Genomic DNA, 17493 nt, shown 5'->3' on the forward strand with positions numbered 1-17493 from the left:
CCTAGCTTCCCAACGAACCGAGAGAGGATGTTGCAATGCGCTGGATCGTGACCGCCGACTACTGGGGAGACTGCCTTGGCATGGGAGAGGACGCGGACGGCGTTCCCGCCCGCGGCACGCCGGAACAGGGCGACGCTCTGCCGATGGAGTTCTGGCTTTGCGACGCCAAAGAAAATGTGGTGTTCGAGGGCCGTTGCGGCGACATTGAAGCGGATTGGTGGCATGGCTTTGAGCCGCTTATCGCAACTTGGAATACGTTCCGTTGTCGTCGCCTCTATTATCGCCGCGCTGGAAGCAAAGAACCCTGGCGCTTGCTTAAGCAGCCATAAGCCGAACGCTAAGGCGGGAGTTGAAGGAGTTCCGGAGCCTTTGCTTGGCTCCGTACTCTGCCGAAAACAATGGATAGCGTCTACCAGATCAGCTGGACCGATCTGCTGTTGCTGCGTGTCCCACTGGCCGCGTCGGAAATTGCACTCGCCGGCGCCGCCGGCTCGCGAGTCGAAGCGAACGGGGCTTTGAGGGCGCACATCCAATGCGTTCATTAGTTATACGATCCGGTTATCTGGAAAGATTAGCTACCTCGGTCACTAGCCATGGCTGACGCTTGTGATCGGGGCGGTAGTACTGAAATCGAAACGCCGCCCTACATAGGGAGGTGACGCCATGCTGTTGGGCATCGATTGGCGTACATCGGCGGACTACAGACATACGAAGACCATCCCTGCCGCCGGTTTCGCTTGGGAATATCTGCGGCGCGACGACGAGTATCATCACGATTTCCGCGCAATTTCGCGAATGAAGAACCCTACAGGCCCCCGGCTCGATGCATTCGCACGACGCTGGGGGTTGCGATTTCCCCTGCGATCCTGAAACGCTCGCCGACCGGCAATCCCAATTCTGGATTCCGAGCCTTCAGCCCCAGGCCGTCATGTTGTCGCCGGCGCCAGCGCCGGAGCCGGCCAGCGCAGAGACGCCGGGCTTCACGCTCGCCCACCTCGATGGTCTCGATCTGCGGCGGGCGGACGATGGCTGGCATGGACTCTGGCGCGTGGATGGCGTCGCGCATCAGTTCTGGCTTCCCGAGGCGGTCCCCGACGCGGCGGCGTTTTATGCCGTCACCCTGCCAATGGATTCCTTTCTCGAGCTGCGTGCCCATGCGGCGCGGCGCTTGTGGCGGTCCCTGAACGGGCGCGCGCCAGGCCCGGATTTCCGCACCATGCCCTCGCAGCTGCGCCAGTTTCATATCCTCTCTCTGCGCGCGCTTGACGCAAAGCTGCATGGCGAGAGCCATCGCACCATCGCCGAAGTGCTGCTCGGTTTTCGTGGCGACAAGACCGATTGGGAGAACGACCCGCGCCGCAACAGGACCCGCCGCCTGGTCGCCCATGGCCTCGCCATGATGAAAGGCGGCTACCGGCTGCTGCTGCACTATCCTGTCAAGCGCCGACACGAATAGCCCCGCCATCGCAGACGGCCGCAATGGGGGCCGTGAAAGTATAGACGCAAATTCGGCCCGCTACAGGTCGCCGATTCCTCGCCAAGGTTCGCCACAGCCCGCTGTCGCCGCTGACAGCAGCATCGACCGACGAACCTGAGGTGATCCCATGCCCGACCCGCTGGCGGACCTGCCACCGAGATTCCTGCGCACCAAGGAGGCCGCGTATTTCCTCGGCCTTTCGCGCCGAACACTTGAGAAGCATCGCACCTATGGCACCGGCCCGGTTTATCGGAAGGTTGGCGGCCGCGTCCTCTATTCGATCCGCGATCTGGAAGCCTGGACCGAAACTGGCGCCCGCAAATGCACGCGGGACAAGGACGCCGGCACGGTCTTTCCCCCGCACCCGCTCACGCCCGACGAACGGAATCGGCTCTGAATGTCGCGGGACAACGATCACAGCCCCGCCCGACCGGAGGGCGCCAGCGAGCGCAGCCGCCTCCACCCCTTCGTGGTCGCAACCGGCGACGCCGCACCGCGCGACCAGCGAGACCTGATGGAGCGGCCTTTCTTCTCCCTGGCGAAATCGCCGCGCACCAAGCCGATTCTCTACAAAGCCGCCGATGTCGAGGTTCAAGTCCTCGGTATGCCCGAGCACGGCATGGCAACCATCTGGGACGCCGACGTGCTGATATGGGCGGCGAGCCAGATCGTCGCGGCCGAGAACAACGGCCTCATCACGTCGCGCTTCTTTCGCTTCATGCCCTACCAGCTTCTGCGCGCCATCGGGCGGGCGACGGGCAACCGGGACTATCTTCTGCTCAAGGCGGCACTCGCACGGCTGCAATCCACTGTCATCGCCACCACGATCCGCAACGGCGCGCATTGGCGGCGGCGGCAATTTTCCTGGATCAACGAATGGGAGGAAATGACCACGCGCGCCGGCCGCGTCGAGGGCATGGAATTTGTCCTGCCCGAATGGTTTTACAACAGCGTCATTGATCGCTCGCTCGTGCTGGCGATTGATCCGGCCTATTTCCGGCTGAAGGGTGGCATCGAGCGCTGGCTTTACCGCGTCGCGCGCAAGCACGCCGGCCGCCAGCCGGAAGGCTGGTCTTTCGAGGTCGCTCACCTTCACCAGAAGTCCGGCAGCCTCGCCCGGCCGTCCGACTTCGCGCTCGACCTCCGGCGGATCGCTGCCCGCCAGTCGCTGCCCGGCTACCTGCTCCAGATCGAATGGGAGAACGGGCAGGAGCTGCTGCGTTTCCTTCCCGAAAAACTATCCACAGTGCCTGTTGATAACCATGTGAATCCTATCGGGACATCAGGCGCACGCAATATCGGGACATCAGGCGCAAATCGTTCGCCAGACTCTATAGAAGAATCTAACAAAAAATCTAACTCTTCTTCTTTGACGCACGCGCGGGCGACCCATGGTGCCGGCGCCGTGCCGCGAGGTGCGCCATGATGCGCGCACTCGACCTGTTCAGCGCCGCCGCGGGCGGCTGGTCGCTCGGCCTGCACCGCGCCGGCTTCGTCACCATCGCCGCCTGCGAAATCGTCGAATGGCGGCGCATCCTTTATGCAGAGAACAATCCCCATGTCAGACTCTACGAGGACGTGCGCGGACTCACGGCAGCTCACCTTGTTTCCGACCTTGGAATCCTGCCCGACATCATCGTCGGCAGCCCGCCCTGCCAGGACATCAGCAGCGCCAACACCAAGGGCAAAGGGATCGACGGCAAGCGGTCGGGCCTCTACCTCGAAGCCGTCCGGCTTGTCGGAGATTGCCGGCCTCGCTGGTTCGCTTTTGAGAACAGCCCTAATCTCAGAACTCGCGGCGCTGACCGGCTGCTCGCTGAACTGGAAGCGCTCGGCTACGCCGTCGAACCGTGCGTGGTGGGTGCTGACAGCGTTGGCGCCAACCATGTCCGCAAGCGATCATGGCTTATCGGCTACGACCCCGGCCAGCTTGCCGACACCCGTATCGCAATCCCAGCAGGGTGGCATCCGCCTGGAGGGTGGATCGGGCGCGCGCACGGCGATGAAGGAATCGGGCCTCTACAACCTGTTCCGCAATCGACCGCTACCGACGCCAATGGCGACGGATGGCATGATGAATGGAGCGGGCGGCGGCGCGGGTTCGACATATCCGCTACGGATGATCCTGGCGACACCGAGGAAGTCAGATGCGGATCGCGGTGGCCGGGGCGACGTGTTGAGCCAGTTGCAGGGCCATGCCAGCCGCCATGCTGGGATGATGGGAACGCCGACAGCGAATGCAGCGCCGCGGGGGAGCGTCCTGCGCAAGCTCAAGGGCCGGATGACATCGGACCAGGACGGTTTCGACCGGACGCCGACCATGAGCGAGGTGCTGCATTTCGACAGGCCGGACATGCCCCACGGCATGATGCCGACGCCGGTAAAGCCGAACGGCGGGCGCAGGTTGAGCGCTCAGGAGATCGAGACGGGACGCCGGGCGAACGGGGCGAAGGCGCAGATCGACACGCCGAACCTGCTGCGCCATGCGGCGGAAATCCTGCCGACGCCGACGAAGCGCGACAGCCGCATGGACGGCTGGAGTCCGGCCTACGACCGCAGGAAATCCCCGACGATGGACGCGGTTATGGATGGGGCGATGACGGATCGCGCGCCGGACAAATGGGCGGGAGCGCGGGCGCTGGCGGCGATGCTCAGGAGCCATGGGCTGACTGGAACGGCGGCCTTGCCCATCACCTACGGCTGGATGATGGGCTTTCCGCCTGGGTGGCTGACACGCCCATTGCGCTCGGCAGTCGCAAAGGGACTTCTGCTGCCAGCCTGATCGTTGAAGCCTTCGGCGACGCCGTTCTCCCGCAAATCCCGGAAGCCATAGGCCGCGCCATCCTGCGCACCGAAGCCGCGCTCGACGCGGTGCTGGTGCGCTCCACCCCTGACATTCCCGGAGACGAATCATGACCCGCCGCGCCCATCGCAGCGCGCACGGCCGTCCGCTGGCGGACGGACCCGCGCCCTTCACAACCCTGGTCGAACTCACCTTCGAGAAACGCAAGGTCGAGCATTGGATCAGGTTCGGCCGCAAGAGCTATGAACAGATCATCGACCGCCGCCGCAGCGTCGTCGGCTTCGCGCCAGAGAGCATCTTCGCCTTCGTGCGATGGGCGAGTGGCGAGCATGGCACGGTCGTTTCGCGCATCGACATCGTGCGGGCCATCGGGCGGGGGGAACCGTTCCAGACGTTGCCCTTCGTGCGGCCGGGCGGCGAAATCCTCTTGCGGCTCGACGGCTGGCCGAAGGTGCAGCGTGCCCTTGCCGTGATCGACGCCGTGGAAGCGCTCGGCCTCGACCCCGCCGACATATCGCCGGACTATTGGCGTCATGCGCACAACCGCCTGACCGCCAATCTGGAGCCGAGCGCCTACACGCCGGAACGACATGCGGCATGGATCGGACGCCGGAGGATCGGCCCATGACGCGCCGCCGCTATCTCGCGGTGACGGCGCTGGCCGCAATGGGCATCGCCGCCGCAGCCGCCGTCGAGGCGCCGCCGAAACTGATCTGGAACGCCACCGCCAGCGCGCCGGTCGGCTTCTACACAGTCGAGCCGACCGATGCGCTCGACGTGCCGGAGCTGGTCGCAATCATGCCGCCCGAACCGCTTGCCGCCTTCATGGCCGGGCGCGGCTATATCGCGCGAGACGTCCCGCTGTTGAAGCGCGTCCTCGGCCTGCCGGGACAGCGGGTTTGCCGCACCGGCCGCACCATCACGGTTGACGGGATCGAGATGGGCGACGCGCTCGACCGCGACCGGATCGGGCGGAAACTGCCCATCTGGCAGGGCTGCCGCGTCATCGGCGACGGCCAGATTTTCCTCATGAATTGGGAGGCCCGCGACAGCCTGGACGGCAGGTATTTCGGACCCATTCCCACAAGTTCCGTCATCGGCCGGGCGGTCCCGCTCTGGACCGATGAGGAAGGCGTCGGCCGTTACGAGTGGCGCGCGCCAACCACTGATTTCCCCCAACCAGCAGGAGACTGACCATGCCCGCTAACATCTTTGAACCCATCACCAACGGTTACACCGGCCGCGTCCGGCTGTTCGGCATAGACGAGGCAATCGTCTTGGTCGCCATCGAGCCGGGAGACGCCGACAACACGCCCGCCTATCGCGTCCACCTCGACGACGAGGACGGCCCCGAGATCGGCGGGGCGTGGAAACGTGTCGGCGAACGCGCCGGGGATTACATCGCCCTGGAGATCGACAGCCCGCTTTTTCCCGCGCTGTTTCGTCCGGCGCTGTTCCAGGCCGACGACGAAGGGCGCACCTTCCGGCTCGCATGGAAGCGGCCACGGGCGCGCGAGGACCGGGGCTGATCGGTGCGCGTTCCCGTCATTCCTTTGTTCGCAAGAAATCCGGCTCATCCCTTCGTCCCGCTCGGGCGCAGGACGGCCAGCGCCCATAGCGAAGGTCAGGGGCGGCCCCCGGCCGGTGCTTGCGCCTTGCCCTTGACCGCAGCGAGGACGCTGGCAGGCTGGAGCCATTGCGGAGACATGGCGGCATGGCGTTTCGCCGCTCTGTTGCTCGCCGGGGCGCTTTCCGTCTGCGCCGGGTCGGGCGTCGCTGTCGCGCAGTCCGCGCCCGTCGAGCGCCCGGCGGCCGCCCATCCCCATGCGGCGCACATCGCCGAGGCGTCGCAGCGGTTCGGCATTCCCGAGCACTGGATTGTCGCCGTGCTGCGCGCCGAGAGCGCGGGCGACGCGCGTGCGGTTTCATCGGTCGGGGCGATGGGATTGATGCAGGTGATGCCCGACACATGGGCGGGCCTGCGCGTCCGTCATGGCCTCGGCCGCGATCCCTACGACCCGCGCGACAACATCATGGCAGGGACGGCTTACCTGCGCGAAATGTTCGACAGATACGGCAATGTCGCGGCAATGCTGGCGGCATACAATGCCGGCCCCGGCCGCTACGACGAGCACCGCGCAACGGGCCGCCAGCTTCCCGCCGAAACCCGCGCCTATGTCGCCGCGCTCGCCCCGATCCTTGGCGGCGCGGCTCCATCGGATGCGCCGTCCCCGCAACCGGCGCCGCCGCCTGATTGGCGCGATGCGCCGATGTTCGTCATGCGCCCGGACGGCAGCCGGGCGACCGTCACGCCGCCGTCCGACGCACACTCCGGCGACCTGTTCGCCGCTGTTTCGGAGGGGGATCGTCGATGAAGATCGCCTATGCCGATCCGCCCTATATCGGCTGCGCCCACCTCTACCGCGACCATCCAGACTATGCCGGCGAGGTCGATCATGTGCGCCTGATAGAGCGGCTTGACGCGACTATGACGGCTGGATTTTACACGCCGCCGCGACGCCGCGCTCCATCGCAACGCTCGCCCCGCTGGTCGAGCGGACGGGCGCGCGGTGGATGGCCTGGGTGAAAGGTTTCGCCGCGTTCAAGCGCGGCGTCCCTGTCGCCTTCGCGTGGGAGCCGGTCATCGTGAAGGCGGCGCGAAAGCCCGTTGTCAGCAAGCGGCTGGTGATGCGGGACTGGATTCAGGAGAGCATCACGCTTCGCCGCGGCCTCACCGGCGCGAAGCCCGAAGCGGTCTGCCATTGGGCGTTCGAGATGGTCGCCGCGCACCCCGACGACACGCTCGACGACCTGTTTCCCGGCACCGGCGCGGTCGCGGAAGCGTGGCGCACATGGCGTCTCAAATTCGCTTTGCCGGACGAGCCGGCGGCGCGCGTCGCGCCTCGCGGTGTGCAGGAACGGCAGACGGACGGGGCGGGATCATGAGGACCGGAGGGGCGGAAAGGGCGGGATTTTACGAGGGCAAGATAAAGGAACATGGCACCATGTCGGGCCAGTTCTGGAAATTATCGTTGTCTGCACACTGTTTAGGGGAGCCGCGAGCGGCACCCTGTTTTCGGACCCCGCGTGCCGCGATATCGCGCAAAGCCTTGGCTTTGCAGGGTTTCGAGCGGCACTATAGGCCCATATCGGTCTGTTTTCGGCAGTTTTGGCCGGAGGCGCGTCCATGAGCGCCGACGACGAAAACCGCTTCCGTCCGAAGCCCGGACGCATCCGAGCCGACACGCCGAAGGCGGGCAGGACCAGGAGTTTTCTCACCCAGGCCAGGAAGCTCGCCCGGCAGCATCAGACCGCCAATCCCAAATACGCGCCGCGCCTGGAATCCCGCACGGCCGCGAAGGGCGGCAAGGGTTCCCGTTCGGCCAAGGGGCCGGGCGTCCGGCGCGGTCGCGGCGCGGCCTTCGTCCGTGCCCGCACCCTGTCGGGTGGCTGGCGCCACAGCGCGCCGGGGATGCGCCGCGTCGTCGTCAAGACTCGCTACGTCAAGGACGCCGGCAGGAACGGCAGATCGGCCGCCCATCTTCGATATATCCAGCGCGACGGGACATCCCGTGACGGCGAGCGCGGCCAGCTCTATTCGGCGACCGAGGACCGCGCCGATGGCGATGCCTTCGTCGAGCGCGGCAAGGAGGATCGGCACCAGTTCCGGTTCATCGTCTCGCCGGAGGACGGCGCCGACCTCATGGACATGACCGGGCACACCCGCGACCTGATGAGCCAGATCGAGGCCGACCTTGGCACGAAACTCGATTGGGTGGCCGTCAACCACTACAACACCGGCCACCCCCATGTGCATGTCATCGTCCGCGGCAAGGACGGCCTCGGCGAGAACCTTGTCATCAACGGCGACTATCTCGCCAACGGCATCCGCGAGCGGGCGAGCGAGTTGACCACACTCGAGCTGGGGCAAGTGACCGAGATCGAGCAGACCCGCAAGCTGTCGGCCGAGATAGACCAGGACCGTTTCACCCGGATCGACCGGGCCATGATCGAGGAAGCCGACGACAGGTTCCTCGACCTGCGCCATGAGCCGGACGAACCGCGCTGCCAGTTCAACCGGGCGCTTCGTCTGCGCCGTCTCGCCAAGCTGGAGAAGATGGGGCTGGCGACCGAGCATGCGCCGGGCGCTTGGGAGTTGAGCGAGCGCCTGGAGCCGACCTTGCGCAACATGGGCGAGCGCGGCGACATCATCCGCAACATGCACAAGGCGCTAAAGGCGGATGGCCTGGAGCGCGACCCGCTCACCTTCCAAATCCATGACGGGCCGCCCGAGGCTCCCATCGTCGGCCGTGTCGTCGATAAGTATCTGTCCGACGAATTGGGCGAGAACCTGACCCTTGTGGTGGACGGGATCGACGGCCGGACGCACCATATCGCCGGCATCGACCCGGCCCGTATCGAGGATGCGCGGATCGGCAGCGTCGTCGAGATTGGCCCGGCTGACACCGCGCAGCGGCCATCCGACCGAAGTATTGCCGCCATCGCCGAGGATGGCGTCTATCGACCGAGCCGCCATCTGGAGCAGGCGAAGTTCGAGGGCCGTGTTCCAGGCGGTGAATACGGGGAATATGTCGATGCCCATGTGCGCCGGCTGGAGGCATTGCGCCGCGCCGGGATCGTCGAGCGGATCGACGCCGATCAATGGCGCATCCCCGATGATTTCGAGAGCCGCGCCGCCGCCTACGACGCCGGGCGCAACCGGCAGGCCAGCGTTCGCGTCCTGTCGGCCTTCGACCTTGAAAAGCAGATCGGCGCGGATGGCGCCACCTGGCTCGACAGGCGGTTGCTATCCGCCGACGCATCGGATCTCGCCCCGGCCGGTTTCGGCCAACAGGTCCGCGAGGCGATGGACCAGCGCCGCGAACACCATATCGAACAGCGCGACGCCGCGCGCAGCCGGGACGGCCGAATCTTCTATCGGCGCAATCTTCTCGTCACGTTGCGCGAGCGGGAGATTGCCCGCGCCGGCTCCGAGATAGCCGAGGGCAAGGCGCTGCCGTTCGGCGCCGCCAAGGATGGCGAGAGTGTCAGCGGCAAGTTCACCGGGACTGTCCAGCTAACGAGCGGCAAGTTCGCCATCGTTGAAAAGAGCCATGAGTTCACCCTTGTCCCTTGGCGGCCCGTTATTGACCGCCAACTCGGCCGCGAGGTGACGGGCATTGTGCAGGGCGGGTCAGCGTCATGGAAAATAGGCCGACAGAACGAGCTAAGCATCTAAATGCCTCGCTCATAACTCAACCAGATAATTCACGCTCATTTCGGTTTTGCCAGACGGAGCAACCTGCGGCAGAGGATTTCCTACTTGTTCAAATCCCACACCTAAGAGAACCTTGCCGGAGGCAGGGTTGTTCTGAACTGTGCGAGCACGAAGCTTTTTCAGCCCCAGTTTGCGGCCAATTTCCATAGCGAGCATAAGTGCTCGGCCCGAAACCCTTCGCCCCCGATGCTCGGGAGCAACCCAATAGCCGATCTCCGCATCGTCAGATGTCACGTCAAAGAACACCAGACTTCCGAGAAACGAATCCGAACTTGCATTCGAGATCGTCAGAACCGCGAGGGTCCCATCGCGCAATCCGTCTGCTATCGCACCTTGGATGAGATTATGCACAACCTGTGGCGTGTAATTTTCCAAGGGCAAGTGAGCGAAGCGCCTGACCAGCGCATCATCAGTTCCAGAAGCGTATGCTTCTGCATCAGCATGTGACATTACCCTGACCGCTACCGCTCCGTCAGAGATGGGCAGAGCCTTCAAAAAATTCCGAACTTTGCATTCGCTATGCCTTGCGGCCCTTTTGTTCATTTTCCTACTGTTGCCATCTCTAGTTTGATCGCCCCGTGACATTTTGGATTTATACGGGCGAATACACCTGTCCGTAAGCTTTCGCGGAAGGTTGATCCCAGCCGCTGTCCTGCCGACGATCATGGGGACAGGATAAGCGGAGGCGGCTAACACGAACACCTTATCCGTGGCGACATCGAACGCGCCGGCGACCAGTTCAAGCCCCAGGGCTTCAACCCTAAACTTTCGGTTTACCCGATGCGGGCGGCCTTCGGTACGGCTGCAATAGCCTGCGGATGTTCTCTGCGACCTGTTCCGGCAGGGATTCGTCTGCTTTCAGTAGCCACCCAATTTGGGTGCCGGTAATGACCGCCAAAATCAGTTCAGCAAGATTGTCAATATCGGTTTCGATTATTTCATTGTTCTGTATAGCCGCTTCGAGTCTAGCCTTAAGTCCCGATCCCAGCGCAATCAGCCTTCGCTCAACAGACACTCGCATAGCCGGGGACGCTAGCTCCATCTGCAGGAATGATACATAATTGGCGAGTGTGGATGCCGATGTCGCTACATCGCTGACCTGCCCTACGAGTTCGAATAGATCATCAAGTGCAGCTTGTGAGGAAAACTTCCGGCTGCTTCGTTCTTCTGTCTCGACAGTGACCATCTCCGATACCTTGAACAACAAGGTTTCCCGGCTGCCGAAGCGATTCACCAGCGTCGCTGGAGACACCTTGGCCTGACGAGCGGCGTGTCCAAGCGTCAACTGTTGGGGGCCGACCTCACCCAACGCCCGGTAGGCTGCCTTAAGCAGCTCTTCATCACTGGCTTTGCGTGGGCGTCCTCGTACGCCTCTTGCATTTTCTGAATCGCTGTTCAATAAATATACCTCGGACTGGAGGTACGTGCGTCAACAAGCGCTGCCGCTCCGTACCGGCGCTCCGGCCACCTGATAGCACGAAACTTGGAATATGCCGATGATACGTATCAACATCCCTATGACCGACGACATCGAGAAATATATCGACCGAGTCGCATATCGCGATCATCCGGCGCTTGCTGCTTGCCGCAACGAGGCTCAGACTCGTGGGCAAATGGCCATGATGCAAGTTGCCCCTGAGCAGGCTGCGTTCCTCCAGATGTTGATCGGCCTGCTCTCAGCTCGACGGGTTCTGGAGATAGGGACTTTCACCGGCTACAGTGCGCTTGCGATGGCGCTTTCCTTGCCAGAGGGAGGCAAGCTGACCACGCTGGATATATCGGAAGAGTACGTCGGTTTGGCGCGTACGTTCTGGGAACAGGCGAATGTTGCCGACCGTATCGAAGCTATCATCGGGGACGCTGCAAAAAGCTTGGACGATCTCATCCGGCTTCGGGGTGAGGGCTCATTCGATCTTATTGTGATCGATGCCGATAAGCCAGGATATCCCGCTTACTATGAGAAAGCGCTGCGGCTCGTGCGCTCGGGGGGAGTGATAGTCGTAGATGATACGCTCATCCACGGTCGAGTGGTAACCGGCCCGCTCGCTACCGACCCAGACTATGTAGGCCCTGCTACCGATGCGGTCCGTGCCCTGAACGAAACGATCCATGCTCAGGCCTCTGTGGAGATGGTCCTTATGCCATGGAGGGACGGACTGACGCTCGTCAGAAAGCTGTAGTCGTGGTGGCACATGCGGCGGAGGTCGAGGTCCCGAGGAAAATCAGCCAGCGTGTCTCCCAGGCAGATTTGCGGGACCTTGCTTGGCACGCGCATCCCCTTGGCGTCGTTGATCCAGACGCTCGCAGTTGCCGAACATCTGAGCTTTTATCGTGCCGCCCAAGCGCTCGGCACAACCCAATCTAGCGTTAGTGCGCGGATCAGGACATTAGAGGAAGATCTTGGTGTGCTCCTGTTCGAGCGCAACACGCGAGGTGTTCGGCTCACAGAGGCTGGACGCTTGTTTGTGGAGCGAGTCTCTATAGGCGTCGACCAACTAGACCATGCTGTGAAGACTGCTGGTATGGCAGCATTGGGAGAATGCGGCCGCTTACGCATGGCCATTCACGCTTTGATACCGCGAAGCTTTCTCGCCAGACTGATTTGGCAATACCGCAAAGACTATCCGTGCATTGATCTTGAGATCATCGAGAGCACGGCTCGTGAAGCGGTTATGAGGCTTCGCGCTGGTCAACTGGATATGGCATTCGTGGCAGGTGTTCCCGAGCTTCCCGACTGTCATACACGCCCGATCTGGACCGAGCCGCTGATGGCTGTGCTACCTGAGGGGCATCATCTCGCTAAACAGAGGGACGTGATCTGGGCTGATCTGACGGGCGAAACATTCCTTGCTGGCTATGGCGGGACCGGCCCCCAGGTCCACGATCATATTGTGCTGCGCCTTGCGGGTTGCTGGCCCGCGCCGTCAATTCGGCGCTTCGACGTGGGACGGAGCACTCTGCTATCATTGGTTGGGCAAGGTTTCGGTGTCACCATCGCCGGTGCTGCAACGTCGTTTCTGCCGACGACCGGCATCGTGTTCTTACCCTTCGCCGATGAACCTGAGCCGGTTGTCTTCACCGCTGTTTGGGTGCCGTCTAACCGCAATGTGGCACTCAAGAATCTTCTCAGTCTTGCCGCGAAAATGGACCACCAATCAAGGTTCGCCTACCGGCTGCACGACGGTAATCATGTTGCCGTTAGCGCAGATGCAACCCGTCCTATTTTCCGCCGATAGTATCCGCCAGTCCTCCCGTATCTGTTTTCCTGTTGCCTGTCGTGGATTTGCCTATTCTCTGATCGGCTCCGTCCCTTATCGCAGGCAGGAGCCGTATGCGCGGAGGCCGAATTCTTTGGGGTCAAATCGCTGTTGTCTTCACCATCGTTCTGGTGATGACGTGGACGGCGACGCAATGGGTAGCGTTTCGCCTCGGCTTTCAGCCCCAGCTTGGAGCACCATGGTTCGAGCTGGCGGACCTGCCGGTCTATTACCCGCCGGCCTTCTTCTGGTGGTGGTTTTCATTCGACGCCTATGCGCCCGCAATCTTCGTCGAAGGTGCGATCATTGCCGCGTCCGGCGGTTTCATTGCCATCGGCGCCGCCATCCTCATGTCGATCATCCGGGCGCGGGAGGCAAAGAACGTCGCCACCTACGGGTCGGCGCGATGGGCCGAGGATCGGGAAATCCGCGCGGCCGGATTGCTCGGGCTGGATGGGGTGGTGCTCGGCCGATACGATAGGGATTATCTGAGGCACGACGGCCCGGAGCACGTTCTTTGCTTCGCGCCGACCCGCAGCGGCAAGGGCGTCGGCCTTGTCGTGCCGACGCTGCTGACATGGCCGGGAAGCTGCATTGTCCACGATATAAAAGGCGAGAACTGGACGCTGACGGCTGGCTTTCGCGCGAAGCATGGCCGCGTCCTGCTGTTCGATCCGACCAACGCCGGATCGTCGGCCTACAACCCGTTGCTGGAGGTCCGGCAAGGGGAATGGGAGGTCAGAGACGCGCAGAATATCGCGGATATTCTAGTGGACCCAGAAGGCAGTCTCGACAAGCGAAACCATTGGGAGAAGACCAGCCACAGCCTGCTTGTCGGCGCGATCCTGCATGTTCTCTATGCGGAGAAGGACAAGACGCTGGCGGGTGTCGCCAACTTCCTGTCCGATCCCCGCCGTCCGGTCGAGGCGACCTTGCGGGCGATGATGGATACGCCGCATCTCGGCGAGGCGGGCGTTCATCCCGTCATCGCGTCATCGGCCCGCGAACTGCTGAACAAATCCGAGAACGAACGGTCGGGCGTATTGAGCACCGCCATGTCGTTTCTCGGCCTCTACCGCGATCCCGTGGTGGCGCGGGTGACGGCGCGATGCGACTGGCGCATTGCCGATCTGGTCGGCAGCCGTCATCCGGTCACGCTCTACCTCGTCGTGCCGCCGTCCGACATCAACCGCACCAAGCCGCTCATCCGGCTCGTCTTGAACCAGATCGGCAGACGGTTGACCGAGGAATTGACCAGTTCCGGCACGCGCCATCGGCTGCTGCTCATGCTGGACGAGTTTCCGGCCCTCGGCCGTCTGGATTTTTTCGAGTCCGCCTTGGCCTTCATGGCGGGCTATGGCCTCAAGTCCTTCCTGATCGCGCAGAGCCTCAACCAGATCGAGCGGGCTTACGGCCAGAACAATTCGATCCTCGACAACTGCCACGTCCGCGTCAGCTTTGCGACGAACGACGAACGCACGGCCAAGCGCGTTTCGGACGCGCTCGGCACCGCGACCGAGCTGCGCGATTCCACCAACTATGCTGGGCACAGACTGGCCCCGTGGCTTGGGCATCTCATGGTGTCGCGGCAGGAGACCGCCCGGCCGCTGCTCACGCCCGGCGAAATCATGCAGCTTCCACCTACGGACGAAATCGTCATGGTCGCGGGCACGCCTCCGATCCGTGCCTCCAAGGCCCGCTACTACGAGGATGCGCGCTTCGAGGAACGTCTCCTGGCTCCGCCCGATCCGGCTTCCGATCCCGCCACAAAGCCGTCATCCGACGGTTGGTCGAGCCGCGTGGTCGCGGCGGCGACCGATACACAGTCCGCAGGCGAGGGGACGGAAGGCGATCCAGCCAATGCGGGCATCCGCCGTGAACCGGAATTGCCCGAGCATGAGGAAATCGTCCGGCCGTCGCAGTCTCCGGCGCGGGAGTTCGACATCCTCGACGACGAACCGGACGTGGACGCGGCCAAGGCCCACGCCATGCGCCAGCGTATGCGCGCGGTCGCGCGGCAAGTCGCCATGAACCCCGATGACGGGATCGAACTTTGAAGGACCGCCAATGACCACACGCACCCGCATGAATGTCTATTTTGACCCAGATGTCAACGGCGGAGTAAAACCCGGCCACGCGGCGGCGCAAAAGTCTGCCAGTTAGCGGCACAAGCACGGAACGTCGGGAGGGCGTAGCCCGACCAGAGTTCCGTGCTTGTGCCGTTGGTATTTTTTGAAAGGGGTCAGCCGGCCTTTCGGGCGCGGCTTTGGGCGAGACGATAGCTCTGGCCATTCATTTCGAGAATGCTGACGTGGTGGGTCAGCCTGTCGAGAAGCGCGCCGGTGAGGCGTTCGGAGCCGAATGTCTCGGTCCATTCGTCAAAAGGCAGATTGCTGGTGATCAGGGTCGATCCGCGCTCGTAGCGTTGCGAGATCAGTTCGAACAGCAGCTCGGCGCCGGTCTTCGACAGCGGCACGAAGCCGAGTTCATCGATGATGAGCAGCTTGTATCCTGCCATCTGCTTCTGGAAGCGCAGCAGGCGGCGCTCGTCGCGGGCCTCCATCATCTCGCTGACCAGGGCCGCGGCGGTGGTGAAGCCGACGGACAGGCCCTTCTGGCAGGCGGCCAGACCAAGGCCGAGCGAGATGTGCGTCTTGCCCGTGCCACTGGGGCCGAGAGCAATAATGTTCTCGCGCCGCTCGATCCATTCGCACCGGGCCAGTTCCAGCACCTGCATCTTGTTGAGCTTCGGGATGGCCGTGAAGTCGAAGCTGTCCAGGCTTTTGACGGCCGGGAACCTGGCGGCCTTGATGCGCCGCTCGACCATCCGCCGTTCCCGGTCGATCAGTTCCAGTTCGACGAGCCGGGCGAGATATCGGACATGGTCCACGCCTTCCGCCGCACATTGCCGGGCCAGTTTCTGGTGTTCTCGCAGGAAGGTCGGCAGTTTCAGCGCCTTGAGGTGATGGGCAAGCAGGATTTCCGGGGCGTCGCTCATGCCACGCCCTCCGCATTGACAGACAGCAGCCGCATGTAGGAGCGGGCCTCGGTCTTCTCGACCGTTGCCCTGGGCAGGTAGGGATAGCAGTCCAGATCCAGCCGGGGTGGCCGGCGCTCCACCCGGCACAACAAGAGATGCTTCACCGCATCGAAGCCGATCGCCCCCATCTGCAGCGCCTGCCTCACGGCCGCATGCAGATCGGCCAGATCGAAGGTTTCCAGAAGCCGCAGGACCTGGACATATTCGCGTCGGCCGTGCCGGTTCATCCGTGCCTCCATCAGCCGGCGCAGGGTGGCGAACTCCTCTGGCAGGTCCCAGTCCTGCAATGGTGCCGCCTGATCCAACGCATTGATCTTCTGCTCGATCAGCGGAAGGTAATGGAGCGGGTCGAAGACGATCTCGTCGCGATCCCAGCACCGGGGATGGCGGGCGATCACTTCGCCCCGGCAGCCGATCACCACCTCATGGATATAGCCCCGGATCCAGACATCCTGATGGCCGTAGGCGACGGGCACCGAGTAATCGTTGGTCTTGTAGCGCACCAGCGATTGCGACGACACGCGGCCGGTCGCCTGATCGCAGGCATCAAAGGGCGCCGCCGGGAGCGGGCGCATCGCGGCGAGATCGCGCTGCAGTCGCTCGCCGATCGTTTCGCTCTCGCCGCGAAGGACATCGTGCTGACGCCGCTTGCAGCGCTCCTCCAGCCAGAGGTTGAATTCTTCCCAACTGGCGAACTCAGGCATCGGCACCATGAAGTTGCGGCGGCAATAGCCCACCAGGCCTTCGACATTGCCTTTGTCGTTCCCCTTGCCAGGGCGGCCATAGCGATCCCGGATCAGGTAATGCGACAGAAACCCGCTGAACAGCGCCGCCCGCTTGCGGGTGCCATCCGGCAGGATCTTCGCCACCAGGCAGCGGTCATTGTCGTAGACGATCGACTGCGGAACCGCCCCAAAAAAGGCAAAGGCATGGACATGACCGTCCACCCAGGCCTCGGCAACCGCCGCCGGATAGGCACGGACGTAGCAGGCGTCGCTATGCGGCAAGTCCAGCACGAAGAAATGCGCCTTCTGTTCGACACCTCCGATCCGAACCATTGCCTCGCCGAAGTCGGCCTGCGCGTGTCCTGGGGGATGCGCCAGCGGCACGAACACCTCCTGGCCCCGCCGCTCACGTTCCCGGATATAATCCTTGATGATCGTGTAGCCGCCGGTGAAACCGCATTCTTCGCGCAGACGGTCAAACACACGCTTCGCCGTATGCCGCTGCTTGCGCGGCATGGTCCGGTCCGCCTCCAGCCAACCCTCGATGATCGGGATGAACGGATCGAGCTTCGGGCGCCTGACCTCGGCCGTCCGCCGGTAGCCCGGAGGAACCGAGAACGTCATCATCTTTGCGACCGTGTCGCGCGATATGTTGAATGTCGTCGCCGCCTGACGCTGGCTCATACCAGCAGCACAGGCCTGACGAACCTTGAGATAGAGTTCCACGCTGTAGATCCTCCCATCCTCCCTGCAGCCGCAGAAAGGGAAAAGGTGGACGACTTTTACGCCGCCCGCAGCAGCACCATGCCGCCGCTAACGTGGACTAATTTCGCACCGCCATTCTCACAAACCATCGTGGCAACGGTCGACTGATCGAGGACCTTGCAGAGGGAACCTGGGCGCCAGGCACAGG

20 protein-coding genes are annotated in these 17493 nt (G+C 63.2%); 16 read left to right on the top strand and 4 right to left on the bottom strand.

Annotated elements, in window-relative coordinates; translation table 11 throughout:
• Window positions 1–35: 35 nt before the first annotated feature.
• From E3U25_RS01745 to E3U25_RS01805, 13 genes are all read left to right on the top strand, one after another.
• Window positions 36–329: a hypothetical protein gene (locus E3U25_RS01745; RefSeq protein ID WP_116221606.1), complete on the top strand. Its 294-nt coding sequence runs from the start codon at window positions 36–38 to the stop codon at window positions 327–329.
• Between the two features lie 334 nt (window positions 330–663).
• Entirely contained in the window at window positions 664–870 is a 207-nt protein-coding gene (locus E3U25_RS01750; protein ID WP_244630474.1) for a transcriptional regulator domain-containing protein, read from the top strand.
• 58 nt (window positions 871–928) lie between these two features.
• The gene (locus tag E3U25_RS01755; protein ID WP_116221607.1) at window positions 929–1456 is read left to right on the top strand and encodes a DUF2285 domain-containing protein; all 528 of its coding nucleotides are present in this window, start codon (window positions 929–931) and stop codon (window positions 1454–1456) included.
• A 148-nt stretch (window positions 1457–1604) separates the two neighbouring features.
• On the top strand, window positions 1605–1874 hold the full coding sequence (locus E3U25_RS01760) for a helix-turn-helix transcriptional regulator (RefSeq protein ID WP_043868761.1): 270 nt from the start codon (window positions 1605–1607) through the stop codon (window positions 1872–1874).
• Complete coding sequence (locus E3U25_RS01765; protein ID WP_116221608.1) at window positions 1875–2903, top strand: replication initiator protein A; 1029 nt, start codon at window positions 1875–1877, stop codon at window positions 2901–2903. It begins immediately after the preceding gene.
• A complete protein-coding gene (locus E3U25_RS01770) occupies window positions 2903–4393 on the top strand; it encodes a DNA cytosine methyltransferase (protein WP_244295084.1) in 1491 nt (496 codons plus the stop codon). The genes E3U25_RS01765 and E3U25_RS01770 overlap by 1 nt, the downstream gene beginning before the upstream one ends.
• Window positions 4390–4908 (top strand): DUF2840 domain-containing protein, encoded by a 519-nt coding sequence (locus E3U25_RS01775; RefSeq protein WP_116221610.1) that lies wholly within the window; start codon window positions 4390–4392, stop codon window positions 4906–4908. Before E3U25_RS01770 ends, E3U25_RS01775 begins: the two co-directional genes overlap by 4 nt.
• The gene (locus tag E3U25_RS01780; RefSeq protein ID WP_116221611.1) at window positions 4905–5474 is read left to right on the top strand and encodes a S26 family signal peptidase; all 570 of its coding nucleotides are present in this window, start codon (window positions 4905–4907) and stop codon (window positions 5472–5474) included. Before E3U25_RS01775 ends, E3U25_RS01780 begins: the two co-directional genes overlap by 4 nt.
• A 2-nt stretch (window positions 5475–5476) precedes the next feature.
• On the top strand, window positions 5477–5809 hold the full coding sequence (locus tag E3U25_RS01785) for a DUF736 domain-containing protein (RefSeq protein ID WP_116221612.1): 333 nt from the start codon (window positions 5477–5479) through the stop codon (window positions 5807–5809).
• Window positions 5810–5986: 177 nt separating this feature from the next.
• Window positions 5987–6655, top strand: a complete 669-nt coding sequence (locus tag E3U25_RS01790) for a lytic transglycosylase domain-containing protein (RefSeq protein WP_208861571.1) — start codon at window positions 5987–5989, stop codon at window positions 6653–6655.
• Window positions 6652–6867, top strand: a complete 216-nt coding sequence (locus E3U25_RS01795; protein WP_244295086.1) for a hypothetical protein — start codon at window positions 6652–6654, stop codon at window positions 6865–6867. The genes E3U25_RS01790 and E3U25_RS01795 overlap by 4 nt, the downstream gene beginning before the upstream one ends.
• Window positions 6855–7226, top strand: a complete 372-nt coding sequence (locus E3U25_RS01800) for a hypothetical protein (RefSeq protein WP_244295091.1) — start codon at window positions 6855–6857, stop codon at window positions 7224–7226. The genes E3U25_RS01795 and E3U25_RS01800 overlap by 13 nt, the downstream gene beginning before the upstream one ends.
• A gap of 1060 nt (window positions 7227–8286) precedes the next feature.
• The gene (locus tag E3U25_RS01805) at window positions 8287–9519 is read left to right on the top strand and encodes a DUF3363 domain-containing protein (protein ID WP_166435506.1); all 1233 of its coding nucleotides are present in this window, start codon (window positions 8287–8289) and stop codon (window positions 9517–9519) included.
• A gap of 9 nt (window positions 9520–9528) precedes the next feature.
• Here E3U25_RS01805 and E3U25_RS01810 read toward each other — a convergent pair whose 3' ends face one another.
• Complete coding sequence (locus tag E3U25_RS01810; protein ID WP_208861572.1) at window positions 9529–10008, bottom strand: GNAT family N-acetyltransferase; 480 nt, start codon at window positions 10006–10008, stop codon at window positions 9529–9531.
• Window positions 10009–10318: 310 nt separating this feature from the next.
• Window positions 10319–10957, bottom strand: coding sequence for a TetR/AcrR family transcriptional regulator (locus E3U25_RS01815; protein ID WP_116221616.1), 639 nt, complete (start codon window positions 10955–10957; stop codon window positions 10319–10321).
• 118 nt (window positions 10958–11075) lie between these two features.
• On the opposite strand from E3U25_RS01815, the gene E3U25_RS01820 reads away from it, so the two are divergent.
• The 3 genes from E3U25_RS01820 (at window position 11076) to E3U25_RS01830 (ending at window position 14872) form a co-directional block, all read left to right on the top strand.
• The gene (locus E3U25_RS01820) at window positions 11076–11738 is read left to right on the top strand and encodes an O-methyltransferase (RefSeq protein ID WP_208861573.1); all 663 of its coding nucleotides are present in this window, start codon (window positions 11076–11078) and stop codon (window positions 11736–11738) included.
• A gap of 99 nt (window positions 11739–11837) precedes the next feature.
• Entirely contained in the window at window positions 11838–12794 is a 957-nt protein-coding gene (locus tag E3U25_RS01825; protein WP_281029262.1) for a LysR family transcriptional regulator, read from the top strand.
• A 95-nt stretch (window positions 12795–12889) separates the two neighbouring features.
• Window positions 12890–14872 carry a conjugal transfer protein TraG gene (locus E3U25_RS01830; protein WP_116221619.1) on the top strand — a complete coding sequence of 661 codons (1983 nt, stop codon included), beginning with the start codon at window positions 12890–12892 and terminating at the stop codon, window positions 14870–14872.
• 185 nt (window positions 14873–15057) lie between these two features.
• On the opposite strand, the gene istB is transcribed toward E3U25_RS01830, so the two are convergent.
• Complete coding sequence (istB, locus tag E3U25_RS01835) at window positions 15058–15813, bottom strand: IS21-like element ISPve1 family helper ATPase IstB (protein WP_116220987.1); 756 nt, start codon at window positions 15811–15813, stop codon at window positions 15058–15060.
• Entirely contained in the window at window positions 15810–17306 is a 1497-nt protein-coding gene (gene istA, locus E3U25_RS01840; protein WP_116220988.1) for an IS21-like element ISPve1 family transposase, read from the bottom strand. The genes istB and istA overlap by 4 nt, the downstream gene beginning before the upstream one ends.
• Window positions 17307–17493: the final 187 nt, after the last annotated feature.

The organism is Paracoccus versutus (genome assembly GCF_029909795.1).
In the GTDB taxonomy this organism is placed as follows: domain Bacteria; phylum Pseudomonadota; class Alphaproteobacteria; order Rhodobacterales; family Rhodobacteraceae; genus Paracoccus; species Paracoccus versutus.